Genomic DNA, 24,646 nt, shown 5'->3' on the forward strand with positions numbered 1-24,646 from the left:
CGCTCAGTTGGTGCCGATCTTCGCGAGGAGATCCACGATCCGCCCCTGGACCTCGGTGCTGGTGGACCGCTCCGCGAGGAACAGGACGGTCTCGCCCGAGGCCAGCCGCGGCAGATCGGCCTGGTTCATACCTGCCGAGGTGTAGACGACCAGCGGGGTGCGGTTCAACTGGCCGTTCGCCCGCAGCCAGTCGACGATCCCGGCTCGCCTGCGCCGGACCTGCAACAGATCCATGACCACCAGATTCGGCCGCAGCTCAGCGGCCAGCGTGACCGCTTCCGCGTCCGTCGCCGCCCGCGCCACCTGCAGTCCGCGCCGCTCCAGAGTCGCTGTCAGGGCCTGCGCGATCTCCTCGTGCTCCTCGATCAGCAGTACCCGCGACGGGTGCTGCTCGCTGTCCCGCGGGGCGAGAGCCTTGAGCAGTACGGCGGGATCGGCGCCGTAGGCGGCCTCCCGGGTGGCCTGGCCGAGACCGGCCGTCACGAGTACGGGCACCTCGGCGGCCACCGCGGCCTGACGCAGGGACTGCAGCGCCGTACGGGTGATCGGACCGGTCAGCGGATCCACGAAGAGCGCCGCCGGGAAGGCCGCGATCTGCGCGTCGACCTCCTCGCGGGAGTGCACGATCACCGGGCGGTAACCGCGGTCGCTGAGCGCCTGCTGGGTGGAGACATCGGGCGCCGGCCAGACCAGCAACCGGCGTGGGTTGTCCAGCGGTTCCGGGGGCAGCTCGTCGTCAACCGGCTGTGGCTGCGGCCGGTTCGCCACCTCGACCGCTCCGCCCGGGCCGTCCAGCGGCTCGGGACCCTCCGCCGCCCCCTCGTCCGGCGCGCCTATGGCGTAGGAGCGCCCCGCGGTCCGGTGGGAGAGCCGCTGCTGGGCCGGCGGCGTCGGCTGCTGGGCCTGCGGGTCCTGAGGCCGAGCCTGGGGGCTCTCCCCGCCCGCGACCTCCGGTGTATCGGCGGGCAGCTCAGCCGCGCCCTGCGGGTGCGGAAGCGCGGCCTCGGCACGCTCGCCTTCCGGGGGCGCGGCAAGCCTGCGGCGCCGACCGGAACCCAGCGACTGCGGCGCCTGCTGCTGCGCCGCGATCTGCTCCGCGAAGGGGACACCCTGACCGAGGGTGCGCACGCTTATCGCCCGTCCCTGCGTGCCCTCCGCAGGCAACTCCTCGGCCGGCAGCGGCAGCGGCAGCGGCTGCCCTGCGGGCCGCGAGGGCGCGGGAGCCGCGGCGGGCGACGGGTCGGCGGCCGGCCCGGTGACCGAGGGCCACCCCTCCGGCGACGAGAACAGCGTGCCGTGCTGGACCTGTTCGTCGCCCGCACCCGGGTGGTGCGGCGGGCGGCTGCCTGGATCCACCGGTTCGGACCCGGGGCGCTCGGCCGACCGTACGGACTCGCGATGACCCGGCAGCGAATCGTCGGGCGCACCGGCCATCGGCGGTATCGGCGCCGCGACCGGCCGTGCCCGGTCGGCGTCGGCCGGCGGGAGCGCGAACGCGGTGCGCGGACGTTCGGCCTCCGCGGCCGCGGCCGCGGAAGCGGACGCGGTCGCCAGAGCCCGCCGGGCACGCCGCCCGGGAGGCGGCGTCTGGCCCTGCGGTTGCTGCGCCGGGGCCTGGTGCTCGGGTGCCTCCTGGGGAGCCGGCACGGGTCGCGCGTTCTCGATCTCGCGCATGCCTTCCGCACGCCGTGCGCGTCGCCCGCTGGGCACCGGCTCGCCCGCCGGCACACCCTGGGGCGGCACGGTGGCCCCGCGCGGCGCCCGGCCGGTGTTCTGCGAACCCTCGGCCGCAGTGACCACGGCCCCCTCGGAAGGAGCCGTACGCCCATGCCGTCGCCCGGTCCCGCCGTCGCCCGCGCCGGACTCCTGTGCCGGGATACTCACCGAAGGCCCGGCCACTGAAGGCCCGGCCGCCGAAGGCCCATCCGCCGATGCGGTGTTCTCTTCGCGGCGTGCCCGGCGGCGCCCCGTCGGCGGCTCGGCGGCGTTGCCGGTCTCCGCACCGGAGCCCGGCTCCTCCCCGCCGGGGCCGTCCAGGAAAGCATCGGTGGAGGAACGCCGTCCGCGCCGCCGTCCGCCGCCCGCCGTACCGCCCTGCTGGGCGGGCAACGCGAGTGCGGTCTCGCCGGGCGGCGGGAGGGTGCCCGCCCCCGCGCCGAGCGGCACCTCGAGGACGTACGCGCTACCGGTCGTCCCCGGCACCTCGTGCGTCTGCAGTACTCCGCCGTGCACCCGTACGATTCCGCGCACGATCGGCTCGTGCACCGGGTCTCCGCCGCTGAACGGTCCGCGCACCTCGATCCGTACCACGTCACCGCGCTGGGCGACGGCCACCACGATGGTGGAATCCCCGTAGGCGACGCCCGGGACCACGCGGGCCTTGCCCGTCGCGTCCACTCCTGCCACATCGGCGATGAGATGAGAGAGCGCCGTCGCCAGCCGGGCGCCGTCCACCTCGGCCTCCATGGGCGGCGCGTGCACCGCGAACTGGGCGCGGCCGGGTCCGATCAGCTCGACCGCACCGTCCACCCCGGCCGCCACGACGGCGTCCAGCATGACCTTCGACTTGGCCAGTTTCTCGGTCCCCGCGTCGAGGCGCTGGAAGCCGAGCACGCTGTCGACGAGGGTGGTCATCCGCGCGTATCCGGCGGTCAGGTGGTGCAGGATCTGGTTGGCCTCGGGCCACAACTGCCCCGCCGGATCGGCGGCCAGGGTGCCGAGCTCGCCCCTGAGTTCCTCGAGCGGGCCACGCAGGGCGTCGCCCAGCACCGCGGTCAGCTGCTGATGCCGTCCCGCGACGGCGTCGTACCGCTCCCGGTGCGCCTGCAGTTCCGCCGCGTGCCGCTCCTCCTGGGCGCGCAGCTCCGCGGTGTGCCGTTCCTCGGTCTCGGCGTTGCGCTCGTCCTTGGCCCGCAGTTCGTCCGCGTGCTGCTTGGCCTGCTTCTCGTACGGGCGGCGGTCCGCGAACGTCAGCACCGCACCGACGAGCTGCTCCCCGTCCCGTACCGGCGCGGTGGTCAGGTCGACCGGTACCGCGCTGCCGTCCTTCGCCCACAGCACCTGCCCGCGCACCCGGTGCTTGCGCCCGGACCTGAGGGTGTCGGCGAGGGCGCTCTCCTCGTACGGGAACGGCTCACCGTCGGCGCGCGAGTGCTGCACCAGCGGATGCAGCTCCTTGCCGCCCAGATCACTCGCCCGGAACCCGAGGATCTGTGCGACCGAGGGATTGACGAGGACCACCCGGCCGTCGGTGTCGGTCCCCACGACCCCCTCGGACGCCGCGCGCAGGATCATCTCGGTCTGCCTCCGCGACCGGGCCAGTTCGGCCTCGGTGTCCACGGTTCCGGACAGGTCCCGTACGACGAGCATCAGCAGCTCGTCGCCCGTGTAACCGCCGCCGTGCGAGTCGTAGGCCTCCCGGCCGTCCTCCAGACTCGCACTCGTCACCTCGACCGGGAACTCGCTCCGGTCGGTGCGCCGGGCGAGCATCCGGGTCGGTTTGGTCCTGCCCTGCTCGTCCGCACCCTCCGGCCTCCGCATCGAGCCCGGGATCAGCCGGGAGTCGAACTCCGGGAGCAGATCGAGCAGCCCGCGTCCGACGAGCGCCGTGCCCGGCGCTTCGAAGGTCTCAAGGGCGATGGTGTTGGCATTGACGACCGTGCCGTTGCAATTGACGAGCAACAGCCCGTCCGGGAGGGCGTCAAGTATGGCTGCGAGGCGAGCAGCGCCTCGGGATGGCCTGCTGCTCACGATGACGCTTCCTCCCTGAACTACTGCATCTTGCTGACAACCGGCCCCATTTTGCCCCTCGGGCCATGGCGTGTCACTGCATGGAGTCTAAAGGCGGGCTCACACCCGTGGCGGCGGATGAGGGGGAGCTCTCACCAAGGTTATGTGGACGGGGCACGCCGGAGCCGCTCAGGGCGCGGCGTGCGGGAGCACCGGAACCAGATTGTTCCACCGGGAGATCTCGCACCCGTTGGTGCGCCGGAAGGTCGCGTCGACGGGTTGTCCATGCCAGGTGCCCGTGATGTGGGCGGTGGCCGGCCCGCCGTACTGCATGGTGCACATCAGCCCCTTGGGGACCGGTGCGAAGGGCTGCTTTCCGTCGGCGGCCAGCGCTGCCAACCGGTCGCAGGCCTCCTGCGGTGAGCGGTGTGTCCCGGTCGCCCCGTCCGGCCCGCACTGCAGCTGGTACGTCCCTTCGGCGGTCCGGACGCCCGAATTCGTGACGGTGACGGTGAGCCGATCGGGTGCCTGCCGGGTGGGAACCTGCGCGACGGGCTGCGGCCCGTCGGCGAACGCGGCGCCGGAAACGGCGGCCAGTGCGGCAAGGGAGACGGCGGCGGTAAGAGCGAAGCGGCGCAGCATGGACAGATCTCCTCGGCTGATACGGACCCGGGGCGGCGCCCCTGCCGTACTTAACGCTGCTACGCCTCTGGCGTTGCGCAACACGAAGGGCTTTGCCCTGCCACCCACCTGCCTAGTACCGTGGGCGGCGATTGGTGACAGCCCGCTGGGCTGTGTCATCATCTGCACGCACCACTTCGCGCTCGCGCGTCTGTGCCGGTGTGCTGGAGGCGTCGCCTAGTCCGGTCTATGGCGCCGCACTGCTAATGCGGTTTGGGTTTTACGGCCCATCGAGGGTTCAAATCCCTCCGCCTCCGCCAGTTGGAACGACTGAAGCCCCGTCCGCGAGGACGGGGCTTCAGTCGTTCCTGAGGGGCGTTTTCCCACCTCAGCATGGGTGCGGCTAATGGATTTCACCTGACGCCGCAGGTCATGTAATGTTGTCCTCGCAACGCCGACGGGGCACACAGAGCCTCACACGCCAAGCACTCGTAGCTTAACGGATAGAGCATCTGACTACGGATCAGAAGGTTGCAGGTTCGAATCCTGCCGAGTGCACGCGGTCAAGAGGCCCCCGGAGAAGTCCGGGGGCCTCTTGCGTTACCCGTACAGCAGCGAAGTACAGCAGCGGGGTCTCGGAGCCTCGGTCGAAGAGTCCGCCCAGCCGGCGGAGTGCTTCGCGGAGCCGGTCACGTGTGCGTCCGGGGCCGGGAGCTGTCCAGGGTGCCTTTCGACCGCGGTCTTCGAGGGACTCGTGCGCGAGCAACGGTGTAGCAACGCTGAAGTGTGCGCGAAGAATTGATTGCTTGTGCTGAACGCCGGGTCTCTTCGATGATGGCCGCATGATCGGAACGCACGCGGTTCTCGGCGTATCGGCGGTGGCACTCGGCATGGTGCTCACCCCCGGCCCCAACATGATGTACCTCGTCTCCCGGAGCATCACCCAGGGCCGACGCGCCGGAGCGGTCTCGCTGGGCGGGGTCGCCGTGGGGTTTTTGGTCTATCTCAGCGCCGCCAACCTCGGTCTCTCCCTGGTCTTCCTGGCGGTTCCCGGGCTGTATCTGGCGGTGAAGCTCGCCGGCGCCGGCTACCTCGCCTGGCTAGCCTGGAAGGCGCTCAAGCCGGGCGGCGTATCGGTCTTCTCCCCGCAGGAGCTGACGCCGGACTCGCCGCGGCGGCTGTTCTCCATGGGGCTGCTCACCAATCTGCTGAATCCGAAGATCGCGGTCATGTATCTGTCGCTCATCCCGCAGTTCATCGACCTGCACGCCGGCAGCGTGCTGGTTCAGGGGTTCGTCCTGGGCGGCATACAGATCGTCGTCAGCCTGGCCGTCAACCTGGTCATCGTGCTGGCTGCCGGATCCATCGCGGTCTTCCTCGCGCGCCGTCCCGTGTGGCTCCGGGTCCAGCGGTATGTCATGGGCACCGTGCTGGGAGCGCTGGCCGTCAAGCTGGCCACCGACCGGGCGTCGGCGGCTCCGGCCTGATACGTCCCCCTGATACGCGTGGTGGCTCGGCTAGCGCCGGGTGCTGCCGGGCGTTAGCTTCGGAAGGCGGCTTCCCGCCTCCAGGGGACTGATCACCCCCGCCCCGGACAGACGGCACGAGGAGCGCCCGGATGCCGGGCCGCCGTACGTGCGAGGGCCTCGGCCGTGCAGCCGCCGGGGGCGAGCAGGAGGAGACACGGACATGAAGGCGATCACGGTGGTACCGGGCAGCCCCGACCAGGTCGAGGTCGGTGAGGTCGACGAACCGGACGTGGCCGAAGGTTCGCTGCTCGTCGAGGGGCAGTTGCTCGGCATCTGCGGCACCGACGCCGACATCGTGGAGAAGGGCTACGGCTGGGCACCGCCCGGCAGCAACCGTCTGGTGGTCGGGCACGAGTCGCTGGGGAAGGTACTGGAGGCGCCCGAGGGCAGCGGCTTCTCGCCGGGGGATCTGGTCGCCGGCATCGTGCGGCGGCCCGACCCGGTCCCCTGCGAACCGTGCGGGCGCGGCGAGTGGGACTTCTGCCGGAACGGCCAGTACACCGAGCGCGGGATCAAGGAGATCAACGGCTTCGGCGCGGAGCGCTGGCGGACCGAGCCGGAGTACGCGATCAGGATCGATCCCGCGCTCGGCGACTGCGGGGTGCTGCTGGAACCGGTCTCGGTGGTCGCCAAGGCGTGGGAGCAGACGGACCGGATCTTCGCCCGGTCGTCCTGGCGCCCGAAGGTGGGCCTGGTGACGGGGGCCGGTCCGATCGGGCTGTTCGCCACCCTGCTCGGGGTGCAGCGCGGTCTTGACATGCATGTGCTGGATCTCAACGACCGCGGCCCGAAGGCGAAACTGGTCGCCGACCTGGGAGCCACCTTCCATGTCGGTGACGTGCACGACCTCAAAGTGGCGCCCGATGTGGTGATCGAGTGCACCGGACAGGGGCCGCTGGTCTACTCGGTGACCCGGATCGTCGCTCCCGACGCTGTCATCTGTCTGACCGGGATTTCCTCCGGGACGCGGAAGATCGCCGCGGGTCTGGACGAGCTCAACAAGGAAATGGTGCTGGAGAACACCGTGCTGTTCGGTTCCGTCAACGCGGGCCGCCGCAATTACGAGCAGGCCGGCGCGGCCCTGGCGGCGGCGGACCGGGGCTGGCTGGAGCGGGTCATCACCCGGCGGGTTCCGATGAGCGGGTTCGGTGACGCGCTGCACAAGGAGAGCGACGACGTGAAGGTGGTCGTCGACCTGCGCGCCTGAGGTGGTGGCCGGTCGGCCCACGCCGCGTCCACGACGGCGTGAGCATGCTGGTCAAGTGCGGCCGCATGCGCCGGACCGGCTGCGCAGCCGGACGGTGCGCCGGTCTGCGTACTCCCCTGACGCGGCCGCTCACCCGGCAGCCTGCTGATGTCAGTGGTGGCTGGCATCCTGCAAAGGACGGCGAAAACGTCGCTCGTGGGAGAGGGGGTGCGGCGCGGATGTGGCGTTCCGGTGGGTTGCGGTGGGGAGCCGAGGGGCCGCGCCTGGTGTGGGAGGGGCGCGGGCGGGCCAGCGCGCTGGTGTATGGCGGAGACATCGCCTTCCGGGTGGCGGACGTGGGGGAGCGGACGTGCGTGGGGGCGCGGAGGAATGCCTGCCCGGTGCGAGCCCCGGTGCCCGGACGCGGCACGCAGGCGCGGTGCGCCGAGTGTGCGCGGCTGGACCGGGCGCATTCGGTGGCTGCCGACACGATCGCCGATGACCCGCAGACGTATCGGGTCTACCTCGCCTGGTTCGGGCCCGGACTGGTCAAGGTGGGGATCACCGCCGAGGCGCGCGGGTCGGCGAGGCTGTTGGAGCAGGGGGCGGTGGCCTTCGGCTGGCTGGGGCGCGGTCCGCTGATGGCCGCGCGGCGGACCGAGGAACTGCTGCGTTCGGCGCTGGGTGTGCCCGACCGGATTCCGTACGCGAGCAAGCGGGCGGTGCGATCCCGGCTGCCTGCTCCGGAGCAGCGCGCGGCCGAGGTGCGGGAGGTGCACGGGCGGGCCGTCGCGCTGCCCGGCTGGCCCGGGTCGCTGGAGCGGATGGCGGGCGAAGTGGTCGATCACGCCGAGGTGTTCGGGATAGCGGGGCTGACGGACGCCACCGCGGCGGTGAGCGAGTTGGTGGCCGGTGGTGTGGTGTCCGGACGGCTGGTGGCCGCCGCCGGTCCGGATCTGCATCTGGCGGGCGCCGACGGGGAGTTGACGGTGCTCGATACGCGGCTGATGGCGGGTTGGGGGATTACCGCGACCGAGCCCGGCGGGGAAACGACCGTGCCGGTTCGGCGGCTCGCGACGGGAACGGAGGCGCGGCAGGAGGGCCTGTTCTGAAACGGTGGGCGGGCAACCGGCCGGCGCATCGTGGATGAGGGGCACCACGGCGGGGGAAAGGCGTTTCTCAGGATATTCACAGGTGAGGAAAAGGGGTCTCTCAGAGCCTGCTCACAAGGTGGGCCCATGACTACGACCTCGCCCCAGGGGCGTACCGAAATGCTCAGGCTCGATGGCAGCCCCGTGCGGGTGCTGGTGGTCGACGACGAGGCCTCGCTGGCGGAGTTGCTGTCCATGGCGCTGCGCTACGAGGGGTGGCAGGTGCGCAGTGCCGGTGACGGAGCCGGCGCCGTGCGCACCGCGCGGGAGTTCCGGCCCGATGCCGTGGTGCTCGATGTGATGCTTCCCGACATGGACGGCATCGCGGTGCTCGGGCGGATGCGCCGTGAGCTGCCTGACGTGCCGGTGCTCTTCCTCACCGCCAAGGACGCGGTGGAGGACCGGATCGCAGGTCTGACGGCGGGCGGCGACGACTACGTCACCAAGCCGTTCAGCCTGGAGGAGGTCGTGGCCCGGCTGCGTGGGCTGATCCGCCGTTCGGGTACGGCAGCCCAGCGGAGCGAATCGGTACTCGCCGTCGGCGATCTGACCCTGGATGAGGACAGCCACGATGTGACCCGGGGCGGGACGAACATCCATCTGACCGCGACCGAGTTCGAGCTGCTGCGCTTCCTCATGCGCAACCCCCGGCGGGTGTTGTCCAAGGCGCAGATCCTCGACCGGGTGTGGTCGTACGACTTCGGCGGGCAGGCCAATGTGGTCGAGCTCTACATCTCGTACCTGCGGCGCAAGATCGATGCGGGAAGGTCACCGATGATCCACACCCGGCGCGGGGCCGGTTATCTGATCAAGCCCGGGGAGTAGCGGTGTCGGCGCGGCGGCGCTGGTCGCTGCGGACGCGTCTGGTCGTGTCGGCGGTGACCCTGATCGCGGTGGTCGCATCGGTGATCGGCACCGTCACCACGATCGCGTACAAGGACTACATGTACGGCAAGCTGGACAGCCAGCTGACCAGTGTCACCGGCATCGTGAAGCATGCCCGGGGCCCCAGGGCCATGCCGGAGAACCAGGCCGGGCCGCTGGGCGGTACTGCCGACGGGGGCGATGACAACCGCCTGCAGTTTCTGGGCGGCGGCGGGCAGCCCTGGGGCACGGTCGGCGCGGTGGTGACTGATGGGCAGATCACCGACGGGAAGTACACCCAGCAGAACAGCACCCCCACGCCCTGGGACGACGCCAAGCCGCTCAGCGGTGCCCAGGGGAAGGCACTGCTCTCCGTATCGCTGGACGGGCAGATCCACACGGTCGAGCTGCCCGGGCTCGGTGAGTACCACGTGCAGTCGGTGGCGATGAACGACGGGAGCATGACGCTGGTCGGCGTCCCGACCACCGACGTGCACAAGGCGATCAGTACCCTGGTCCTGGTGGAGGTGCTGGTCACCGCATCCGGCCTGCTGGCCGCCGGGATCGCCGGCACTGCGCTGGTCGGGATCGCGCTGCGGCCGCTCAGGCGGGTCGCGGCCACCGCCACCCGGGTCGCCGAACTGCCGCTGCACAGTGGCGAGGTCGCCCCACTGGAACGGGTCCCCGATGCGGAGGCGGATCCGCGCACCGAGGTCGGGCAGGTCGGCGCCGCGCTCAACCGGATGCTCGGCCACGTCGGTTCGGCGCTCGCGGCACGACAGGAGAGTGAGACCCGGGTCCGGCAGTTCGTCGCCGACGCGAGCCACGAGTTGCGTACCCCGCTGGCTTCGATCCGGGGGTATGCCGAACTGACCCGGCGTGGTCGTGAGCAGACCGGGCCCGACACCCGCCACGCACTGGCCCGTATCGAGTCCGAGGCCGGTCGGATGACCGGCCTGGTGGAGGACCTGCTGTTGCTCGCCCGGCTCGATGCCGGGCGGCCGCTCTCGTACCGGAGCACTGATCTGTCCCCGCTAATCGTCGATGCGGTCAGCGACGCCCGGGCCGCGGGCCAGGACCACGAGTGGCGTCTGCGGCTGCCCCAGGAGCCGGCCGCGGTGTCGGCCGACGGCGCCCGCCTCCACCAGGTACTGGTCAATCTGCTGGCCAACGCACGCACCCACACCCCGCCCGGCACCACCGTCACCACCGGCGTGCGGTGCGAGGGCGCCTGGGTGGTGGTGGAGGTCGAGGACGACGGCCCCGGGATTCCGGCCGATCTGCTGCCGCACGTCTTCGAGCGGTTCGCGCGCGGCGACGCCTCCCGCTCCCGTCATGCGGGGTCGACCGGCCTCGGGCTGGCCATCGTGCAGGCCGTGGTCACCGCGCACGGAGGCACGGTGACCGTGCGGAGTGATCCGGGGCGCACGGCCTTCGCCGTACGGCTTCCGGCCCTGCGGGACGCTACGTCGCCAGGTGCTCCCCAGCAGGGTGCTCCCCGGCAAAGCGCTCCCCCGCAGGTCGAGCGGCTCGGCACGGTCGGCAGGGCGAGCGTGCCCGAGCTCGCCCCCGGCCGCCAACTCGCCGTGCGGGAAGGCCCGTCGGGGACCCACAGGCCGGGCACAGGCTGACCACACAGCGGTGACAGCGCGCCCGGCAAATGTTTGCGCCATGCGAACCGAATCATCTCCGGGCACCTTGCCGGCGCGGGATCACCTTCCCGTGGCGACGGCCGCTGCCCCCGTGCTCGACGTGGTGATCCCCGTCTACAACGAGGAGAAGGACCTCGAACCCTGTGTGCTCAGACTCCACGACCACCTGGCCCGCACCTTTCCGTACACCTTCCGCATCACGATCGCGGACAACGCGAGCACCGATCGAACTCCCGTGGTGTCGGCGGGCCTTGCCTCGCTGATCAGCGAGGTGCGGACGTACCGGCTCGAGGAGAAGGGGCGCGGACGGGCATTGCGTACGGTGTGGTCGGCTTCCGACTCCCCGGTCCTCGCCTACATGGACGTGGATCTCTCCACCGACCTCAACGCCCTGCTGCCCTTGGTGGCACCGCTGATCTCCGGGCATTCGGACCTGGCCATCGGCTCGCGGCTGTCCCGCAGTTCGCGGGTGGTGCGCGGCACCAAGCGAGAGTTCATCTCGCGTGCCTACAACCTGATTCTCCGCTCCTCGCTCTCCGCTCGCTTCAGCGACGCCCAGTGCGGCTTCAAGGCCATTCGCGGAGATGTCGCGGAGCGGCTGCTGCCGATGGTCGAGGACACCGGCTGGTTCTTCGACACGGAGATGCTGGTGGTCGCCGAACGGGCCGGGCTGCGCATCCACGAGGTGCCGGTGGACTGGGTCGATGATCCCGAGTCGACCGTGCACATCGTGCGGACCGCCGTCGAGGACCTCAAGGGCGTCTGGCGGGTGGGGCGCGCGCTGGGGGTCGGCGGGCTGCCCCTGGACCGGCTCGCGCGCCCCTTCGGCGATGATCCACGGGACCGTGAACTGCCCGGGGTGCCGGGGGGGCTGGCGCGTCAACTGGTCGGTTTCTGTGTGGTGGGCGCCGCCTCCACGCTGTTCTATCTGCTGCTGTACTCCCTTTTCCGTACCGGGCTGAGCCCCCAGCTCGCCAATGCCGGCGCCCTCCTGGTGTCCGCCGTGATGAACACCGCGGCGAACCGGAGGCTCACCTTCCGGGTGCGCGGCCGGGACAGCGCCGTCCGCCATCAGGCGCAGGGCCTGGTCGTCTTCGCGATCGGCCTGGCCCTCACCAGCGGGTCCCTCGCGGCGCTCGACGCGGCGTCCGCCGATCCCGCGCACAGCACCGAACTCGCCGTGCTGATCGCGGCCAACCTCGCAGCGACGGTGCTGCGTTTTCTGCTCTTCCGCGCCTGGGTCTTCCCCGAGCGGCGTACCGATGAGGCAAGGACTGCACGATGACCACCCTCGACCATCACCCGATGCGGGCCGCGGCCGAACCGCCCGCCCGGCACCGGTCCAGCGCCGGTCTGTGGCGCGGCAGGGCCGACGACCCCGGCTGGGCACGGCCCGCGTTCCTGACCCTGCTGCTGCTCACCCTGGTGGCGTATCTCTGGAACCTCAGCGCCTCCGGTTACGCCAACTCCTTCTATTCGGCAGCCGCCCAGGCCGGCAGCGAGAGCTGGAAGGCGCTGTTCTTCGGCTCGCTGGACTCGGCGAACGCGATCACCGTCGACAAGCCGCCGGCAGCGCTCTGGCCGATGGGCATCTCGGTGCGGATCTTCGGGCTGAGTTCCTGGGCGATCCTCGTCCCTCAGGTGCTGATGGGCGTCGGTACGGTCGCGGTGCTGTACGCGGCGGTACGGCGCAGGTTCAGCGCGACCGCCGGTCTGCTGGCCGGGGTGGTCTTCGCGCTGACGCCGGTCGCCGCGCTGATGTTCCGCTTCAACAACCCCGACGCGCTGCTCGCGCTGCTGATGACCGTCACCGTGTACTGCGTGCTGCGCGCCCTGGAGGACGGGCGGACCAAGTGGCTGGTGTGGGCGGGCGTCGCGGTGGGTTTCGCGTTCCTCGCGAAGACGCTGCAGGCGTTCCTGATCCTGCCGCCGCTGGCGGTGATCTACGCGGTGTTCGCGCCCACCACGGTACGCAGGCGGCTCGGTCAACTCGGCCTGGCCACCCTTGCGCTGGTCGTTTCCGGTGGCTGGTGGACCACGATCGTCGAGCTGTGGCCCGCGTCGTCCCGTCCGTACATCGGCGGTTCGCAGAACAACTCCTTCCTCGAGCTGACCTTCGGCTACAACGGTCTCGGCCGGATCAACGGTGAGGAGACGGGCAGCGTCGGCGGCGGTGGCGGCGCGGGCCAGGCCGGGCACTGGGGGACGACCGGGATCAGCCGGATGTTCGGCGCCGAGATCGGCAGCCAGATCTCCTGGCTGCTGCCGGCCGCACTGATCCTGTTCGTGGCGGGCATCGTCATCACCTGGCGGGCCGGGCGGACGGACACCGTCCGCGGTGCCTTCCTGGTGTGGGGCAGCGCGCTGCTGATGACCGCCGGGATCTTCAGCTTCATGGCGGGAATCTTCCACCAGTACTACACGGTGGCCCTCACCCCGTACATCGCCGCGCTGGTCGGGATGGGCGTCACGGTGCTGTGGGAGGAACGCGGCAGGTTCGTGTGGTCCTCCGTACTGGGCGTGACGGTGGCCGCGACGGCGATCTGGGCGTACGTGCTGCTCGGCCGGACGCCGGACTATCTGCCGTGGCTGCGCTGGGCCGTACTGATCGCGGGGCTCGCCGCGGCGGTGGGCCTGGCGGTGGCCGGCCGGCTGAACCGACGGATGGCGCTGAGCGCGGCCGGGATCGGTCTTGTGGCCTCGCTCGCGGGTCCGTTCGCCTACACCATGACCACTCTGAACAGCGCGCATACCGGGTCGATCGTGACGGCGGGCCCTGCCGGGGCGAGCACGATGGGCGGGGGCCCGCGTGGCGGCCCCGGTGGTGGTGGCTTCCCCGGCGGCGGCAAGGCCGGGCGGGCCGCCGGTGGGCAGATGGGCCTGCCGCCGACCGGCCAAGGGGGTCAGGCGGGCCAGGCAGGTCGGGCCCCGGCCGGCGGGGCGGCAGGTCAGGCGGGCCAGGCACCGGCCGGCCGGGCGGCGGGTTCGGCCGGTGGGGCTCCGCGGGGCGGCATGCCGGGTGGCAGCATGGCCAAGATGCGCGGCGGTGGCGGCGGTATGGGCGGCCTCCTCGGCGGGGCTTCGGTCAGCGCCGCGGTCAGGACCAGGATCAGCGCTAACGCCGACGACTACCGGTGGATGGCGGCGGCCATCGGCTCGCAGAATGCCGCCAGTTACCAACTCGCCACGGAGAAGCCGGTGATGGCGATCGGCGGGTTCAACGGAAGCGATCCCTCGCCGACCCTGGCGCAGTTCACGTCGTACGTGGCCGCTGGAAAGATCCACTACTTCATCGCGGGTGGCGGGATGGGCGGCGGCGCGGGAGCCGCCGGCTCGGCCTCGTCCATCACGTCCTGGGTGGAGGCGCACTACACGAAGGTGACGGTGGGGAGCACGACGCTGTACGACCTGACACAGCCCAAGAGCTGAGCGGGCTACCGTCGCAGTGACACGTCGGCCACGATCGGGCGATGGTCCGAGGCCAGCGTGTCGGGCACCGCCGAGTCCCGCACGGTCACACCCGCCGAGACCGCGACGTAGTCGATCCGCTTCACCGGATTCAGTGCCGGAAAGGTCGGCGCCCCCGGCTCCACGTCCCGGAGCTCGCGCCACAGCGGTGCGAGCTCCGGCGCGTCGGGCTCGGCGTTGAAGTCGCCGAGGAGGATCTTGCGGCCGCTGTCCTCGGCCATGATGCGCCGGGTGTCCGCGACCTGGGCGACCCGTACCGAGGGGTCGGCGCGGTAGTCGAGGTGGGTGACGTAGACGTGCAGCGGTACGCCCCGCACACGCAGGACGACCTCACCGAAGCCGGGAGCGGGGGCCGGGACCGGGTCGGGGACCTGGGTGGAGAGGCGGGTGATCTCGTGGTTGGTGGCGCCGAGGATGCGGTACCTGGAGAGCACCGCGACGCCGAACTCACGCCCGTCGATGCGGTAGATCGGCGCGAACGACACGTGCATGCCGAGCCGCTGCGCCAGCTCGCCCGCGAGGTCGCGCCACTCGCTGCGGGCGTCCCAGTGCACGTCGACCTCCTCCAGGCCGATGACGTCGGCGTGCAGCGCGCGCAAGGCCTTCTCCTGGCGGTCCAGATCGAAGACGTTGTCCATACCGGCGCCCGCATGGATGTTGTAGGAGGCGACGCGCAGCGGAACATCGCGGCCCTGGGCCTGCGCCGGCGGCACCGCGGTTGCCGCCAGGAATCCCGCGGTCAGCAGCACTTCAGCGGCACGACGAGTCGGCTTCATCAGCCGACGGTACCCGGGCACGCGAGGGGTAGCCGGTAACGGCGTCATAACATCGGTACGGGGCGGATCCCGAATCTCGGAGGAGGCATGCCATGGCGACTGCGGCCGACCGTGCGAAGGGCCCGGCCCGGACCAGTGTCTGGCTGGGCGGGAAGGCGGCACGCACACCCCGTGCGGACCAGCCGGCCGGTCTGAGCCTGGAGAAGATCACTGCGGCCGCCGTCCGGCTGCTGGACTCCGAGGGCCTGTCGAAGTTCTCCATGCGCCGTCTGGCGTCCGAGCTCGGGGTGACGGCCATGTCGGTCTACTGGTACGTGGACACCAAGGACGACCTCCTGGAACTCGCCCTGGACGCGGTGCTGGGCGAGCTGTCCATCCCGGACCTCGACGACGGTGGCCAATGGCGCGGGCAGCTGCGTCAACTCGCGTCCGGCTACCGCGCGGTACTGGTGCGGCATCCCTGGGTCTCGCGGCTCATCGGGGAGTTCCTCAACATCGGCCCGCATGCGGTGGCCTTCTCCGCGGCGGCTCAGCGGGTGATGCGCAGCAGCGGTCTCCCGCTGCACGGCCAGGCCGGCGGACTGTCCGCCGTCTACCAGTTCGTGTACGGGTTCGGCACGGTCGAGGGACACTTCAGGGACCGCTGCGAGCGGGCCGGGATGAGCCAGGACGCGTACTTCCGGCAGGCCATGGGCACGATCAGCGAACAGCCGCGCCTCCGCGAGACGTTCGAGGAGACGCAGAACGTTCGGGAGGCGGGCGGCGGTGACACGGTCGAGGAGATGCGCGAAAGAGACTTCCGGTTCGCGCTCGATCTGCTGATCGCCGGCATCGAGGCCAAACGGGCGGGCTAGCGTTCCTCCGCAGGCCGGGGCAGGTCAGCTGCCCTCCGCCGGCCGGGCGGTCAGCCGCTCTCCGCGAGCCGGGCCGGGAAGCCACCGGTCGCGATCGGGCTCCAGCGCTCCGGGGTGATCCGGATGATCGACTTGCCCTGCTTCACCATGGCGGCGCGGTACTCGTCCCAGTCCGGGTGCTCACCCGAGATGTTCCGGAAGTACTCGACGAGCGGCTCCACGGAGTCCGGCGCGTCGATGACCTCGGCCTTCCCGTCGACCTGGACCCACGGCCCGTTCCACTCGTCGGACAGCACGATCACGCTCACCCGTTCGTCGCGCTTGGCGTTGCGGGTCTTGGCGCGCTCGGGGTACGTGGACACGACGATCCGGCCGGAGTCGTCCACCCCACAGCTCAGCGGGGACCCCTGAGGACGCCCGTCGGCGCGGGTGGTCAGCAGGATCGCCCGGTGCCTGGGCCGTACGAACTCCAGGAGCTGCGCCAGCTCGACGGGGGTGTTGGTTGCGATGTTGGGTGCCATGGCCCCCACGTTAGCCAAGGCGTCCCGGACTGTCCGGCTGGACAGTCCGGGACGGTGGCCGACGGGTGAGCCGGGGCGGCGGGAGTCAGACCGCCGGCAGCGAGTCCCCCTGCACCGCCTGGATGTCGAGTTCGACCTTCAGTGTGGTGCCGATCGCCGAGATCCCCGCCTGGACCACCTGGTTGTAGTTCATGGCGAAGTCCTCGCGGCGCAGTTCCGCCGTGGCGTGGAAGGCGGCGCGGACGCCGCCCCACGGGTCGGGTCCGGTGCCGAGGTAGGTCAGATCCAGGTCGACCTCGCGCTGCACGCCGTGCAGGCCCAGTTGGCCGTGCACGGTCCAGCGGTCGGGGCCGGCCGGGGTGACCCCGGTGCTGCTGTAGGTGATCTGCGGGAAACTCTCGACGTCCAGGAAGTCCGGGGACTTCAGGTGGCCGTCCCGCATGCCGTTGCCGGTGTCGATCGAGCCTGCCGCGATGACCGCCTCGACCCGTGACTTCTCGACGTCCTCGGCGATCTCGACGCGGCCCACGAACTCGGTGAAGCGGCCGTGCACGCTGGAGATGCCCAGGTGCTGGGCGACCGCGCCCACCGAGGAGTGCGCGGGGTCGAGCGTCCAGGTGCCGGGCGGTGGGAGTTCCACGCCGCCCTGCCGGGCCAGCACCACGGTGCCGACATCGGCACGGCCGCCGGCCGTGACGAACGCGGTCGAGGCGGCGGGGGCATAGCCCACGGCCGTCACGATGACGGTGTGCGGGCCCGGCGCCAGCGGCGCGTCCGCGAGCACCGCACCGTTCTCGTCCACGGCCTCCCGCAGCACCTGGTTGCCGGTCATGTCGGTCACGGTCACCACGGCGTGCTGTACGGCCCAGCCGTCGCGCGTCCGTACCTGTGCGCGAAGTCCCATCCCGTTCTCTCTCCTCCAGAAATGTGGGCCCCGGGCGATGGTGGCGGGCCGTCCCCTGCTCGCCACCATCACCTCCGGGGCCCATGCCCCACATCCGCTGGGGCAGCTTGTTGCCGCGGGCCGGTCCTACTCGCCCGGGTGGGCGAGTTCGATGTCGTGTCCGTCGACGCCGCTGCCCGCGACCGTCAACGAGCCCGCCACCGGGGGGTAACCGGTCGCGATGAGTGTGTACTCGCCCGAGTTGAGGTCGGCGAAGCCGTACGCCCCGTCATCGCCGGTGGTCGCGGTGGCGATCACGTTCCCGGCCGCGTCGACCAGGGTCACCCGCGCGTCGGGCAGTGGGCGCCGGTCGGCTCCGCCGCGTACGACGCCCTGGACCAGGGCGCCGGACTGCAGAGCGGCCTCGATCCGGGTGACGCCCTGACCGCCGATCTCCACCGGCAGCGCCATCGGCCGGAAGCCGGACGCGTTGACCGCGACGGTCACCGATCCGGGGATCAGCTCGGCGAAGGTGAACTCGCCCTGCGCGCCGGACTTTCCGGTGGCCAGTACATCGCCCCGGACGTCGGTGACGACGACCATGGCGCCCTCGATGGGCGTGCCGGCGTCGGCGGCCCTGACCAGACCGGCGAGGCCGCTGGTGCCGGAGAGCAGGATGTCGTACGAGAGTTCCTCGTCGGACACCACCACGGTGGACGCCTGCGGCTGGAAGCCGTCGGCCGACGCGATCAGGACATACGAGCCGGAGCCCGGCGCGTCCACCGCGTAACCACCGTCGGCCTGCGAGACCGCACGGCCCAGCTGGCGCCCGGCCAGCGAGATCAGCGTGACGGCCGCATGACCGACGGGTGCGCCTTCGGCGCCTCGGACCACACCGCGAATGGCGATGCCGGAGGTGGGGGCGGGCTGCATCGGCATCGTCTCCTCAGGCCGGACACTGGAAACGTTCGGAACTTGTGGAACGCTCGGGACACTCTCCACCGCGACGGGGGCGACCGCGTCGGGAGCCACCTCGGTGGTCTGCGCGGGCGCTTCCGCTTCCGCCCCGACCTCGGCAGGCACCGGGTCCGGAGCGCCCACGGCGCGGGTCCGCAGCGGGATCTCCTTGATGAACAGGGTCACCAGGAAGGCGATCAGCGCACAGGGGGCCGCGAACAGGAAGATGTCGGCGACACCGTGCCCGTAGGCGCTCTCCATGATCGTGCGGAGCGGGTCGGGCAGCTTGGAGAGATCGGGGACCGAACCGTCGCCCGCCGCCTTGGAGGCCAGCGCGGCGCCCTTCGGACCGAGGTCGGTGAGGCCGTCGGTGACGAAGTGGGTGACGCGGTTGGCGAGCACCGCACCCAGCGCCGAGACGCCGACCGCACCACCGAGTGAGCGGAAGAAGGTCACGGTGGAGGACGCCGAACCGAGGTCCTTCTGGGAGACCTGGTTCTGCGTGCAGAGCACCAGGTTCTGCATCATCATGCCGATGCCGAGACCCATCAGTGCCATGAAGATCGCCACGTGCCAGTACGCCGTGTCGTACCGGATGGTGGAGAGCAGGCCGAGTCCTGCCGTGACCAGCAGACCGCCGCTGACCAGCCAGGCCTTCCAGCGGCCGGTCCGGGTGATGAACTGGCCCGAGACGGTCGACGAGATGAACAGACCGCCGATCATCGGGATCGTCATCACACCGGACATCGTCGGCGACTTGCCGCGCGCCAGCTGGAAGTACTGGCTGAAGAAGACCGTGCCGGAGAACATCGCGACACCGACGAACAGCGAGGCGATCGAGGCCAGCGTGATCGTGGGGTTGCGGAAGAGCCGCAGCGGGATGATCGGCTCACTCGCCTTGGACTCGATGAGAACGAAGAGCAGGCCGAGAACAAGGGAACCGCCGACCATGGCGTAGGTCTGCCAGGAGATCCAGTCGTACTTGGTACCGGCGAAGGTGATCCAGATCATCAACAGCGACACGGCCGCCGCGACGAAGAAGGCGCCGGCCCAGTCGACCTTGACCTCGCGCTTGATGACCGGGAGCTTCAGGGTCTTCTGGAGCACGATCAGCGCGACGATGGCGAACGGCACACCGGCGTAGAAGCACCAGCGCCAGCCGAGCCAGCTGGTGTCGGTGATGACACCGCCGAGCAGCGGTCCGCCGACGGTCGCGACTGCGAAGGTGGCGCCGAGGTAGCCGCTGTAGCGACCCCGCTCGCGCGGGGAGATCATCGCGGCCATCACGATCTGCGCGAGGGCGGAAAGACCGCCGACACCGACGCCCTGGACGACGCGGAAGATGATCAGGGTCGAGGAGTTCTGCGAGAGACCGGCCGCGGCCGAGCCGAGCACGTAGGTGCTCAGGGCTATCTGGACCAGCAGCTTCTTGCTGAACAGGTCGGACAGCTTGCCCCACAGGGGGGTGGTCGCCGTCATCGCGAGGAGCGATGCGGTGACGACCCAGGTGTACGAGGACTGGCTGCCGTGCAGGTCGGAGACGATCTTGGGCAGCGCGTTGGTGACGATCGTCGACGACAGGATCGCGACGAACATGCCGAGCAGCAGACCGGAGAGCGCCTCCATGATCTGCCGATGAGTCATCGGCGCGCTCTCATCGGGGGAGGCACTTCCCCCGTGCTTGGCGTGGCCGCCCCGCACACCTGCCGGTGTGGTCGTAGCCATGAAATTCCTCTGTCTCTACTTACGTGGGCTTTGCGGGTTCGAGCGGGGTGTTAAACAGGCGTTCCGGTGTGTTCGGGCCGACCGGCCCAGGCCCGGCAGTCGCCGAAGCTGCTGCGCAGTCGGGCCAGCAGTGAGTTGAGCTGTCCGACTTCGTCGTCGGACCAGTCGCTGAGGGTCCGAGCGAGCGTCGCGATATGGCGCTCGGCGAGGTCGTTGAGCATGTCGGCCCCCGCGGCGGTGAGCCGCAGGATGCGGGAGCGCTTGTCGGCGGGGTCCGCGGACCGCTCGATCCAGCCGCGCTCCGCGACGTGGGCCACATGCCGGCTGGTCACCGACATGTCCACGGCGAGCAATTCGGCGAGCCGGCTCATCCGCATCTCGCCGTGCTGGTCGAGCAGGGACAGCACGGCGGCCGACCCGGTCGGGCACTCCGGCGGGAGGATGCGGGCGAGGCCGCGTTTGACGGCGCCGATGGCGCTCAGTTGTCTGGCCAGTTCCTCGAACTGACTGCGTTCCGCCACGACACCTCCCTGTGCGGTTCGTATGTTGTTGCTTGAGGCAACCATAAAGCCGTTGGTTGCTGCAGGCAAATGAAACGGTACCGAGGAAGGTAAAGGAAGATAAAAGGCTTTGCATGTGCGAGGTCAACGAAGGGCCGGGCGGTGGTCCGGGGGCCTGCCGCTCCCGCCCGGGGGTTGGGCGGGACCCCCAGGTTCGCTAGGGTCCTGCCTCATGGCACACAACCCCCAAGCGCCCCAAGGCCCCGAGGGCAACTATGACCCGGCGGGCAGCACCCAGATGTTCCGCGCCTTCGTCGACGAGGGCGCTCCGCAGGGCGCGCAGCCTGCGGCCCCTCAGCAGCAGGCGGGCCCGAGAATCGGGCTGATCGTCGCTGTGGTCGCGGTGATCGTGGTTCTCATCGGTATCGGCGCGCTCGCGCTCTAGTTCCGGCCACGACCGGGCCCGGGGCCGCGAGGCCCCGGGGTTCGGGACGTGCCGGGCGTTCCTGCCCGGCAAGGACCGACCGGACAGGGCCTAGTCGGCGATGAGGCCCTCGCGCAACTGGGCCAGCGTTCGCGTCAGCAGCCGGGAGACGTGCATCTGCGAGATCCCCACCTCCTCGCCGATCTGCGACTGGGTCATGTTCGCGAAGAAGCGGAGCATGATGATCTGCCGTTCGCGCGGCGGCAGTTTGGCCAGCAGCGGCTTCAGCGACTCCCGGTACTCGACGCCCTCCAGCGCCGTGTCCTCGTAGCCCAGGCGGTCCGCCAGGGACCCCTCGCCGCCGTCGTCCTCGATGGAGGGCGAGTCCAGCGAGGACGCGGTGTACGCGTTGCCCACCGCGAGCCCGTCGACCACGTCCTCCTCCGAGACGCCCAGCACCGCGGCGAGTTCGGCGACGGTGGGCGAGCGGTCCAGCTTCTGGGCGAGTTCGTCGCTGGCCCGGGTCAGCGCCAGCCGCAGCTCCTGCAGGCGGCGCGGCACCCGCACCGACCACGAGGTGTCACGGAAGAAGCGCTTGATCTCGCCGACCACGGTGGGCATCGCGAACGTCGGGAACTCGACGCCCCGTTCGCAGTCGAACCGGTCGATCGCCTTGATCAGGCCGATGGTGCCGACCTGGACGATGTCCTCCATCGGTTCGTTCCGGCTGCGGAACCGCGCCGCCGCATAGCGAACCAGCGGCAGGTTGAGCTCGATCAGCGTGTCCCGCACATAGGTGCGCTCCGGACTGTCCGGTTCCTGGGAGGCCAGCACGGCGAGCCGCAGGAAAAGGGAGCGGGACAGAGTGCGGGTGTCGATGGCTCCTGAGCTCGGCAATTCGGAGCTGAGTGTCTCCGGTGCGTCTTTCGTGAGCACCTTCGAGCTGCCCTGTTCTGCGGACATGCCACCCCCTTGAGGTCGCGGACGGTCGCGGCGGACGCTCCCGTCGGAGGAACGCAGCCTCCACCTGAATACCGGCGGGGGGACTGCGGCAAACGCTCTTCCAGCAGAATGTCACATGTCGTCAACACGCTGTAGCGCCAAGTCGACATAACTGCGCTGGAAAGAGAGGGTGTGCGGCATTTCTTCCGGAAGTGCGGGACCACCCGTACCGGTTAGGCCTCGATACGATTTGCGGATCGAAGCCGCGCGAAGCTCCTGGCCAGCAGCCTTGACACGTGCATCTGGGAGACCCCCAGTTCCTGGCTGATCTGTGACTGGGTCAGATTGCTGTAGTAGCGCAGCATCAGGATGCGTTGTTCGCGCTCCGGCAGCTGGACCAGCAGGTGCCGGACCAGATCGCGGTGTTCGACACCGGCCAGCGCCGGATCCTCGTAACCGAGCCGGTCCAGCAGCCCGGGCAGCCCGTCGCCCTCCTGCGCCGCCTCCAGGGACTGGGCGTGGTAGGAGCGGCCGGCCTCGATGCAGGACAGCACCTCCTCCTCGGTGATGCGCAGCCGTTCGGCGATCTCCGCGGTGGTGGGGGACCGGCCGTGCAGCGTCGTCAGGTCCTCGGTGGCGCCGGTGACCTGGACCCAGAGCTCATGGAGCCTGCGGGGCACGTGCACGGTCCGTACGTTGTCACGGAAGTAGCGCTTGATCTCGCCGACCACGGTGGGCATCGCGAACGTCGGGAACTGCACCCCGCGTTCCGGATCGAAGCGGTCGATCGCATTGATGAGACCGATGGTGCCGACCTGGACGACGTCCTCCATCGGCTCGTTGCGGCTGCGGAACCGGGCGGCGGCGTAGCGCACCAGGGGCAGGTTCGCCTCGATCAGCGCCGCCCGTACCCGGGCATGTTCACGGCTGCCCCGCTCGAGTGCCGTCAGCTGCGCGAACAGCACCTGGGTCAGCGCCCGGGTGTCCGCGCCGCGGCTCCTGGCGGGTGGGGTCTCCTCGATCGGGGGCAGTTGTGTCTCGGCCTGGGGCGACGCTTCAGGCGCAGTACTGGCCGGCACGGTCAACGCCACCCCTTTTTCGGTCAATTCATCCGTCAAAAGCGGTCATAGCATCACAAGACAGGTGCTCTGTGCGCAAGCACCACATAACGCCGTGTTGGTTGTCAATCTGGGTCATATGCATAAAAACGCCCCGGACCGGGAAGGCGCGGGGCCACGTTTCAGCAGGGCCGGATGGCCGCTCCACCCCCACTGGATGGCGGAGCAAGACGTACCCCTTACGGGTGCACGGGTCGCGGACGTACGGGCTCAGCTCACCAGTTCGGTCATGAACTGCCCGACGCTCTTCGCGGCGTTCGAGACGCCCTCGAAGCCCACTTGCACCAGGTCGGCCGACCTGGCGGGGGAAGTGATGATCGTGTACAGCACGAAGACGACGACCATGTAGAGGATTATCTTCTTCGCTTGCACCATTCGGCCCTGCTTCCCCTGAGGTCCCTGAGCATCGCGCGAGTCTAACCGCACAGGGCTTCGAAGGATCAAGAGACTCCGAACGGAAGCGCGAAGGGCCCCGGCAAACTGCCGGGGCCCTTCGTCGGAGCGGTAGCGGAGGGATTTGAACCCTCGGTGAGTTTCCCCACACTCGCTTTCGAGGCGAGCTCCTTCGGCCGCTCGGACACGCTACCGAGAGAGAGCTTAGCCCAAGGTCGGCCGTGCTCCGAAATCGGCTTCCGGTCAGCGCTCCCGGAAGAAGGAAGTCAGCTGCCCGGCGCACTCCTCGGCGAGTACCCCGGCCACCACCTCGGGCCGGTGGTTGAGCCGGCGGTCCCGTACGACGTCCCAGAGCGAGCCCGCGGCGCCCGCCTTCTCGTCGACGGCGCCGAAGACCACCCGGTCCACGCGGGACTGGACGATCGCGCCCGCGCACATCGTGCAGGGCTCCAGCGTGATCACCAGCGTGCAGCCGGTCAGCCGCCACTCGCCCAGCGCGGCGGCGGCCCGCCGGATCGCCAGTATCTCGGCGTGCGCCGTCGGGTCGCCGGTCGCCTCGCGTTCGTTGTGCCCTGTGGCGAGCAGCGTGCCGTCCGCGGACAGCACGACGGCGCCGACCGGCACATCGCCGGACTGCGCCGCGTGCCCGGCCTCGGCGATGGCACGCCGCATCGGCACGGCCCAGGGATCGCGGACAGGGTCGTGCATCAGGTCGTCACATTCATCTAGCGGACGGTCTCCAGCACTTCGGCGGCGCCCAGGGCGTCGGCGATGTCCGTGAGCGCATCGGTGCCCAGGGTCAGCAGCTCCTCCTCCGGCACGCCGAGATCGGCGAGGATCGTGATGTCCCCGAGCGGGCCCGGTGGCACGGCGTCGCCCGTGTCGGTCCCGTCGTCCTCGTCCGCCTCGCGCTCACCGTCCTCCGTACCGTCGAGGTCGACAAGTTCTTCCAGCACGTCCGGGTCCTGAGGGTCCCGTCCGAGCAGCTCGTCGGTGAGCAGGATCTCTCCGTACGAGGAACGGCTTGCGGCTGCGGCGTCCGAGACGTAGATCCGTGGATCCTCCTCACCGTCGACCCGGACGACGCCGAACCAGGCGCCCTCCTGCTCGATGAAGACCAGGACCGTGTCCTCGTCCGGCGAGGCTTCCCGGGCGAGGTCGGTCAGATCGCTGAGGGTTTCCACATCGTCGAGCTCCGTGTCGCTCGCTTCCCACCCGTCTTCGGTGCGCGCGAGCAGTGCGGCGAAGTACACCGTGACTCTCCCACTGGTCATAGGTGTGATGTTCCGAAAGGGCGACCTGTGCCTCGCCCACTGGGAATCGTGGCAGAAACCTGGGCATTGCGAGAGGTCT

The 24,646-nt window shown here is 70.3% G+C and carries 21 protein-coding genes and 3 tRNA genes; 11 read left to right on the top strand and 13 right to left on the bottom strand.

Features of this window, described 5'->3' with window-relative positions; translation table 11 throughout:
- Positions 1-3 precede the first annotated feature (3 nt).
- Positions 4-3,750: a PAS domain-containing protein gene (locus AB0M87_RS18020; protein WP_365853902.1), complete on the bottom strand. Its 3,747-nt coding sequence runs from the start codon at positions 3,748-3,750 to the stop codon at positions 4-6.
- A gap of 168 nt (positions 3,751-3,918) precedes the next feature.
- Entirely contained in the window at positions 3,919-4,371 is a 453-nt protein-coding gene (locus AB0M87_RS18025; protein ID WP_365853904.1) for an SSI family serine proteinase inhibitor, read from the bottom strand.
- Between the two features lie 205 nt (positions 4,372-4,576).
- On the opposite strand from AB0M87_RS18025, the gene AB0M87_RS18030 reads away from it, so the two are divergent.
- The 9 genes from AB0M87_RS18030 (at position 4,577) to AB0M87_RS18070 (ending at position 14,161) form a co-directional block, all read left to right on the top strand.
- Positions 4,577-4,670: transfer RNA gene (locus tag AB0M87_RS18030), tRNA-Ser, on the top strand.
- Between the two features lie 165 nt (positions 4,671-4,835).
- A tRNA-Arg gene (locus tag AB0M87_RS18035) sits at positions 4,836-4,908 on the top strand.
- A gap of 284 nt (positions 4,909-5,192) precedes the next feature.
- Entirely contained in the window at positions 5,193-5,837 is a 645-nt protein-coding gene (locus AB0M87_RS18040; RefSeq protein ID WP_365853906.1) for a LysE family translocator, read from the top strand.
- Between the two features lie 202 nt (positions 5,838-6,039).
- Positions 6,040-7,086 (top strand): glucose 1-dehydrogenase, encoded by a 1,047-nt coding sequence (locus AB0M87_RS18045; RefSeq protein WP_365853908.1) that lies wholly within the window; start codon positions 6,040-6,042, stop codon positions 7,084-7,086.
- 218 nt (positions 7,087-7,304) lie between these two features.
- Positions 7,305-8,177 (top strand): DUF2797 domain-containing protein, encoded by an 873-nt coding sequence (locus tag AB0M87_RS18050; protein ID WP_365853910.1) that lies wholly within the window; start codon positions 7,305-7,307, stop codon positions 8,175-8,177.
- Positions 8,178-8,303: 126 nt separating this feature from the next.
- Positions 8,304-9,041 (top strand): response regulator transcription factor, encoded by a 738-nt coding sequence (locus tag AB0M87_RS18055; protein WP_365853912.1) that lies wholly within the window; start codon positions 8,304-8,306, stop codon positions 9,039-9,041.
- A 2-nt stretch (positions 9,042-9,043) separates the two neighbouring features.
- Entirely contained in the window at positions 9,044-10,711 is a 1,668-nt protein-coding gene (locus tag AB0M87_RS18060) for a HAMP domain-containing sensor histidine kinase (protein WP_365853915.1), read from the top strand.
- A 40-nt stretch (positions 10,712-10,751) separates the two neighbouring features.
- The gene (locus AB0M87_RS18065; protein ID WP_365853917.1) at positions 10,752-12,017 is read left to right on the top strand and encodes a bifunctional glycosyltransferase family 2/GtrA family protein; all 1,266 of its coding nucleotides are present in this window, start codon (positions 10,752-10,754) and stop codon (positions 12,015-12,017) included.
- 20 nt (positions 12,018-12,037) lie between these two features.
- Entirely contained in the window at positions 12,038-14,161 is a 2,124-nt protein-coding gene (locus AB0M87_RS18070) for a glycosyltransferase family 39 protein (RefSeq protein WP_365854139.1), read from the top strand.
- A 5-nt stretch (positions 14,162-14,166) separates the two neighbouring features.
- Here AB0M87_RS18070 and AB0M87_RS18075 read toward each other — a convergent pair whose 3' ends face one another.
- On the bottom strand, positions 14,167-14,976 hold the full coding sequence (locus AB0M87_RS18075) for an endonuclease/exonuclease/phosphatase family protein (RefSeq protein WP_365853919.1): 810 nt from the start codon (positions 14,974-14,976) through the stop codon (positions 14,167-14,169).
- A gap of 92 nt (positions 14,977-15,068) precedes the next feature.
- On the opposite strand from AB0M87_RS18075, the gene AB0M87_RS18080 reads away from it, so the two are divergent.
- A complete protein-coding gene (locus AB0M87_RS18080; RefSeq protein ID WP_365853921.1) occupies positions 15,069-15,830 on the top strand; it encodes a TetR/AcrR family transcriptional regulator in 762 nt (253 codons plus the stop codon).
- Positions 15,831-15,880: 50 nt separating this feature from the next.
- On the opposite strand, the gene AB0M87_RS18085 is transcribed toward AB0M87_RS18080, so the two are convergent.
- The 4 genes from AB0M87_RS18085 to AB0M87_RS18100 form a co-directional block, all read right to left on the bottom strand.
- Positions 15,881-16,351: a PPOX class F420-dependent oxidoreductase gene (locus AB0M87_RS18085; protein WP_365853923.1), complete on the bottom strand. Its 471-nt coding sequence runs from the start codon at positions 16,349-16,351 to the stop codon at positions 15,881-15,883.
- An 85-nt stretch (positions 16,352-16,436) separates the two neighbouring features.
- The gene (locus tag AB0M87_RS18090) at positions 16,437-17,255 is read right to left on the bottom strand and encodes a YceI family protein (RefSeq protein WP_365853926.1); all 819 of its coding nucleotides are present in this window, start codon (positions 17,253-17,255) and stop codon (positions 16,437-16,439) included.
- A 126-nt stretch (positions 17,256-17,381) separates the two neighbouring features.
- On the bottom strand, positions 17,382-19,916 hold the full coding sequence (locus AB0M87_RS18095) for an MFS transporter (protein ID WP_365853928.1): 2,535 nt from the start codon (positions 19,914-19,916) through the stop codon (positions 17,382-17,384).
- 50 nt (positions 19,917-19,966) lie between these two features.
- Positions 19,967-20,437: a MarR family transcriptional regulator gene (locus AB0M87_RS18100; protein ID WP_365853930.1), complete on the bottom strand. Its 471-nt coding sequence runs from the start codon at positions 20,435-20,437 to the stop codon at positions 19,967-19,969.
- Between the two features lie 211 nt (positions 20,438-20,648).
- On the opposite strand from AB0M87_RS18100, the gene AB0M87_RS18105 reads away from it, so the two are divergent.
- A complete protein-coding gene (locus AB0M87_RS18105; protein WP_365853933.1) occupies positions 20,649-20,861 on the top strand; it encodes a hypothetical protein in 213 nt (70 codons plus the stop codon).
- A gap of 90 nt (positions 20,862-20,951) precedes the next feature.
- Here AB0M87_RS18105 and AB0M87_RS18110 read toward each other — a convergent pair whose 3' ends face one another.
- The 6 genes from AB0M87_RS18110 to AB0M87_RS18135 form a co-directional block, all read right to left on the bottom strand.
- Positions 20,952-21,803: an RNA polymerase sigma factor SigF gene (locus AB0M87_RS18110; protein WP_365853935.1), complete on the bottom strand. Its 852-nt coding sequence runs from the start codon at positions 21,801-21,803 to the stop codon at positions 20,952-20,954.
- A gap of 212 nt (positions 21,804-22,015) precedes the next feature.
- Positions 22,016-22,867 (bottom strand): RNA polymerase sigma factor SigF, encoded by an 852-nt coding sequence (locus AB0M87_RS18115; RefSeq protein WP_365853937.1) that lies wholly within the window; start codon positions 22,865-22,867, stop codon positions 22,016-22,018.
- Positions 22,868-23,110: 243 nt separating this feature from the next.
- Positions 23,111-23,275, bottom strand: coding sequence for a hypothetical protein (locus tag AB0M87_RS18120; RefSeq protein WP_365853939.1), 165 nt, complete (start codon positions 23,273-23,275; stop codon positions 23,111-23,113).
- Positions 23,276-23,402: 127 nt separating this feature from the next.
- Positions 23,403-23,487 (bottom strand) — tRNA-Ser (locus tag AB0M87_RS18125).
- Positions 23,488-23,536: 49 nt separating this feature from the next.
- Entirely contained in the window at positions 23,537-24,001 is a 465-nt protein-coding gene (gene tadA / locus AB0M87_RS18130; RefSeq protein WP_365853941.1) for a tRNA adenosine(34) deaminase TadA, read from the bottom strand.
- 17 nt (positions 24,002-24,018) lie between these two features.
- Positions 24,019-24,546: a hypothetical protein gene (locus tag AB0M87_RS18135; RefSeq protein ID WP_365854141.1), complete on the bottom strand. Its 528-nt coding sequence runs from the start codon at positions 24,544-24,546 to the stop codon at positions 24,019-24,021.
- Between the last annotated feature and the right edge of the window lie 100 nt (positions 24,547-24,646).

The organism is Streptomyces sp. NPDC051320, from assembly GCF_040682175.1.
Lineage (GTDB): Bacteria > Actinomycetota > Actinomycetes > Streptomycetales > Streptomycetaceae > Streptomyces.

Excerpts from the sequence above, each read along its gene's own strand:
- AB0M87_RS18025 (WP_365853904.1), bottom strand. The coding sequence starts at position 4,371 with ATGCTGCGCCGCTTCGCTCTTACCGCCGCCGTCTCCCTTGCCGCACTG.
- AB0M87_RS18040 (WP_365853906.1), top strand. The coding sequence starts at position 5,193 with ATGATCGGAACGCACGCGGTTCTCGGCGTATCGGCGGTGGCACTCGGC.
- AB0M87_RS18045 (WP_365853908.1), top strand. The coding sequence starts at position 6,040 with ATGAAGGCGATCACGGTGGTACCGGGCAGCCCCGACCAGGTCGAGGTC.
- AB0M87_RS18050 (WP_365853910.1), top strand. The coding sequence starts at position 7,305 with ATGTGGCGTTCCGGTGGGTTGCGGTGGGGAGCCGAGGGGCCGCGCCTG.
- AB0M87_RS18055 (WP_365853912.1), top strand. The coding sequence starts at position 8,304 with ATGACTACGACCTCGCCCCAGGGGCGTACCGAAATGCTCAGGCTCGAT.
- AB0M87_RS18065 (WP_365853917.1), top strand. The coding sequence starts at position 10,752 with ATGCGAACCGAATCATCTCCGGGCACCTTGCCGGCGCGGGATCACCTT.
- AB0M87_RS18070 (WP_365854139.1), top strand. The coding sequence starts at position 12,038 with ATGCGGGCCGCGGCCGAACCGCCCGCCCGGCACCGGTCCAGCGCCGGT.
- AB0M87_RS18075 (WP_365853919.1), bottom strand. The coding sequence starts at position 14,976 with ATGAAGCCGACTCGTCGTGCCGCTGAAGTGCTGCTGACCGCGGGATTC.
- AB0M87_RS18080 (WP_365853921.1), top strand. The coding sequence starts at position 15,069 with ATGGCGACTGCGGCCGACCGTGCGAAGGGCCCGGCCCGGACCAGTGTC.
- AB0M87_RS18085 (WP_365853923.1), bottom strand. The coding sequence starts at position 16,351 with ATGGCACCCAACATCGCAACCAACACCCCCGTCGAGCTGGCGCAGCTC.
- AB0M87_RS18090 (WP_365853926.1), bottom strand. The coding sequence starts at position 17,255 with ATGGGACTTCGCGCACAGGTACGGACGCGCGACGGCTGGGCCGTACAG.
- AB0M87_RS18095 (WP_365853928.1), bottom strand. The coding sequence starts at position 19,916 with ATGGCTACGACCACACCGGCAGGTGTGCGGGGCGGCCACGCCAAGCAC.
- AB0M87_RS18105 (WP_365853933.1), top strand. The coding sequence starts at position 20,649 with ATGGCACACAACCCCCAAGCGCCCCAAGGCCCCGAGGGCAACTATGAC.
- AB0M87_RS18110 (WP_365853935.1), bottom strand. The coding sequence starts at position 21,803 with ATGTCCGCAGAACAGGGCAGCTCGAAGGTGCTCACGAAAGACGCACCG.
- AB0M87_RS18120 (WP_365853939.1), bottom strand. The coding sequence starts at position 23,275 with ATGGTGCAAGCGAAGAAGATAATCCTCTACATGGTCGTCGTCTTCGTG.
- tadA (WP_365853941.1), bottom strand. The coding sequence starts at position 24,001 with ATGCACGACCCTGTCCGCGATCCCTGGGCCGTGCCGATGCGGCGTGCC.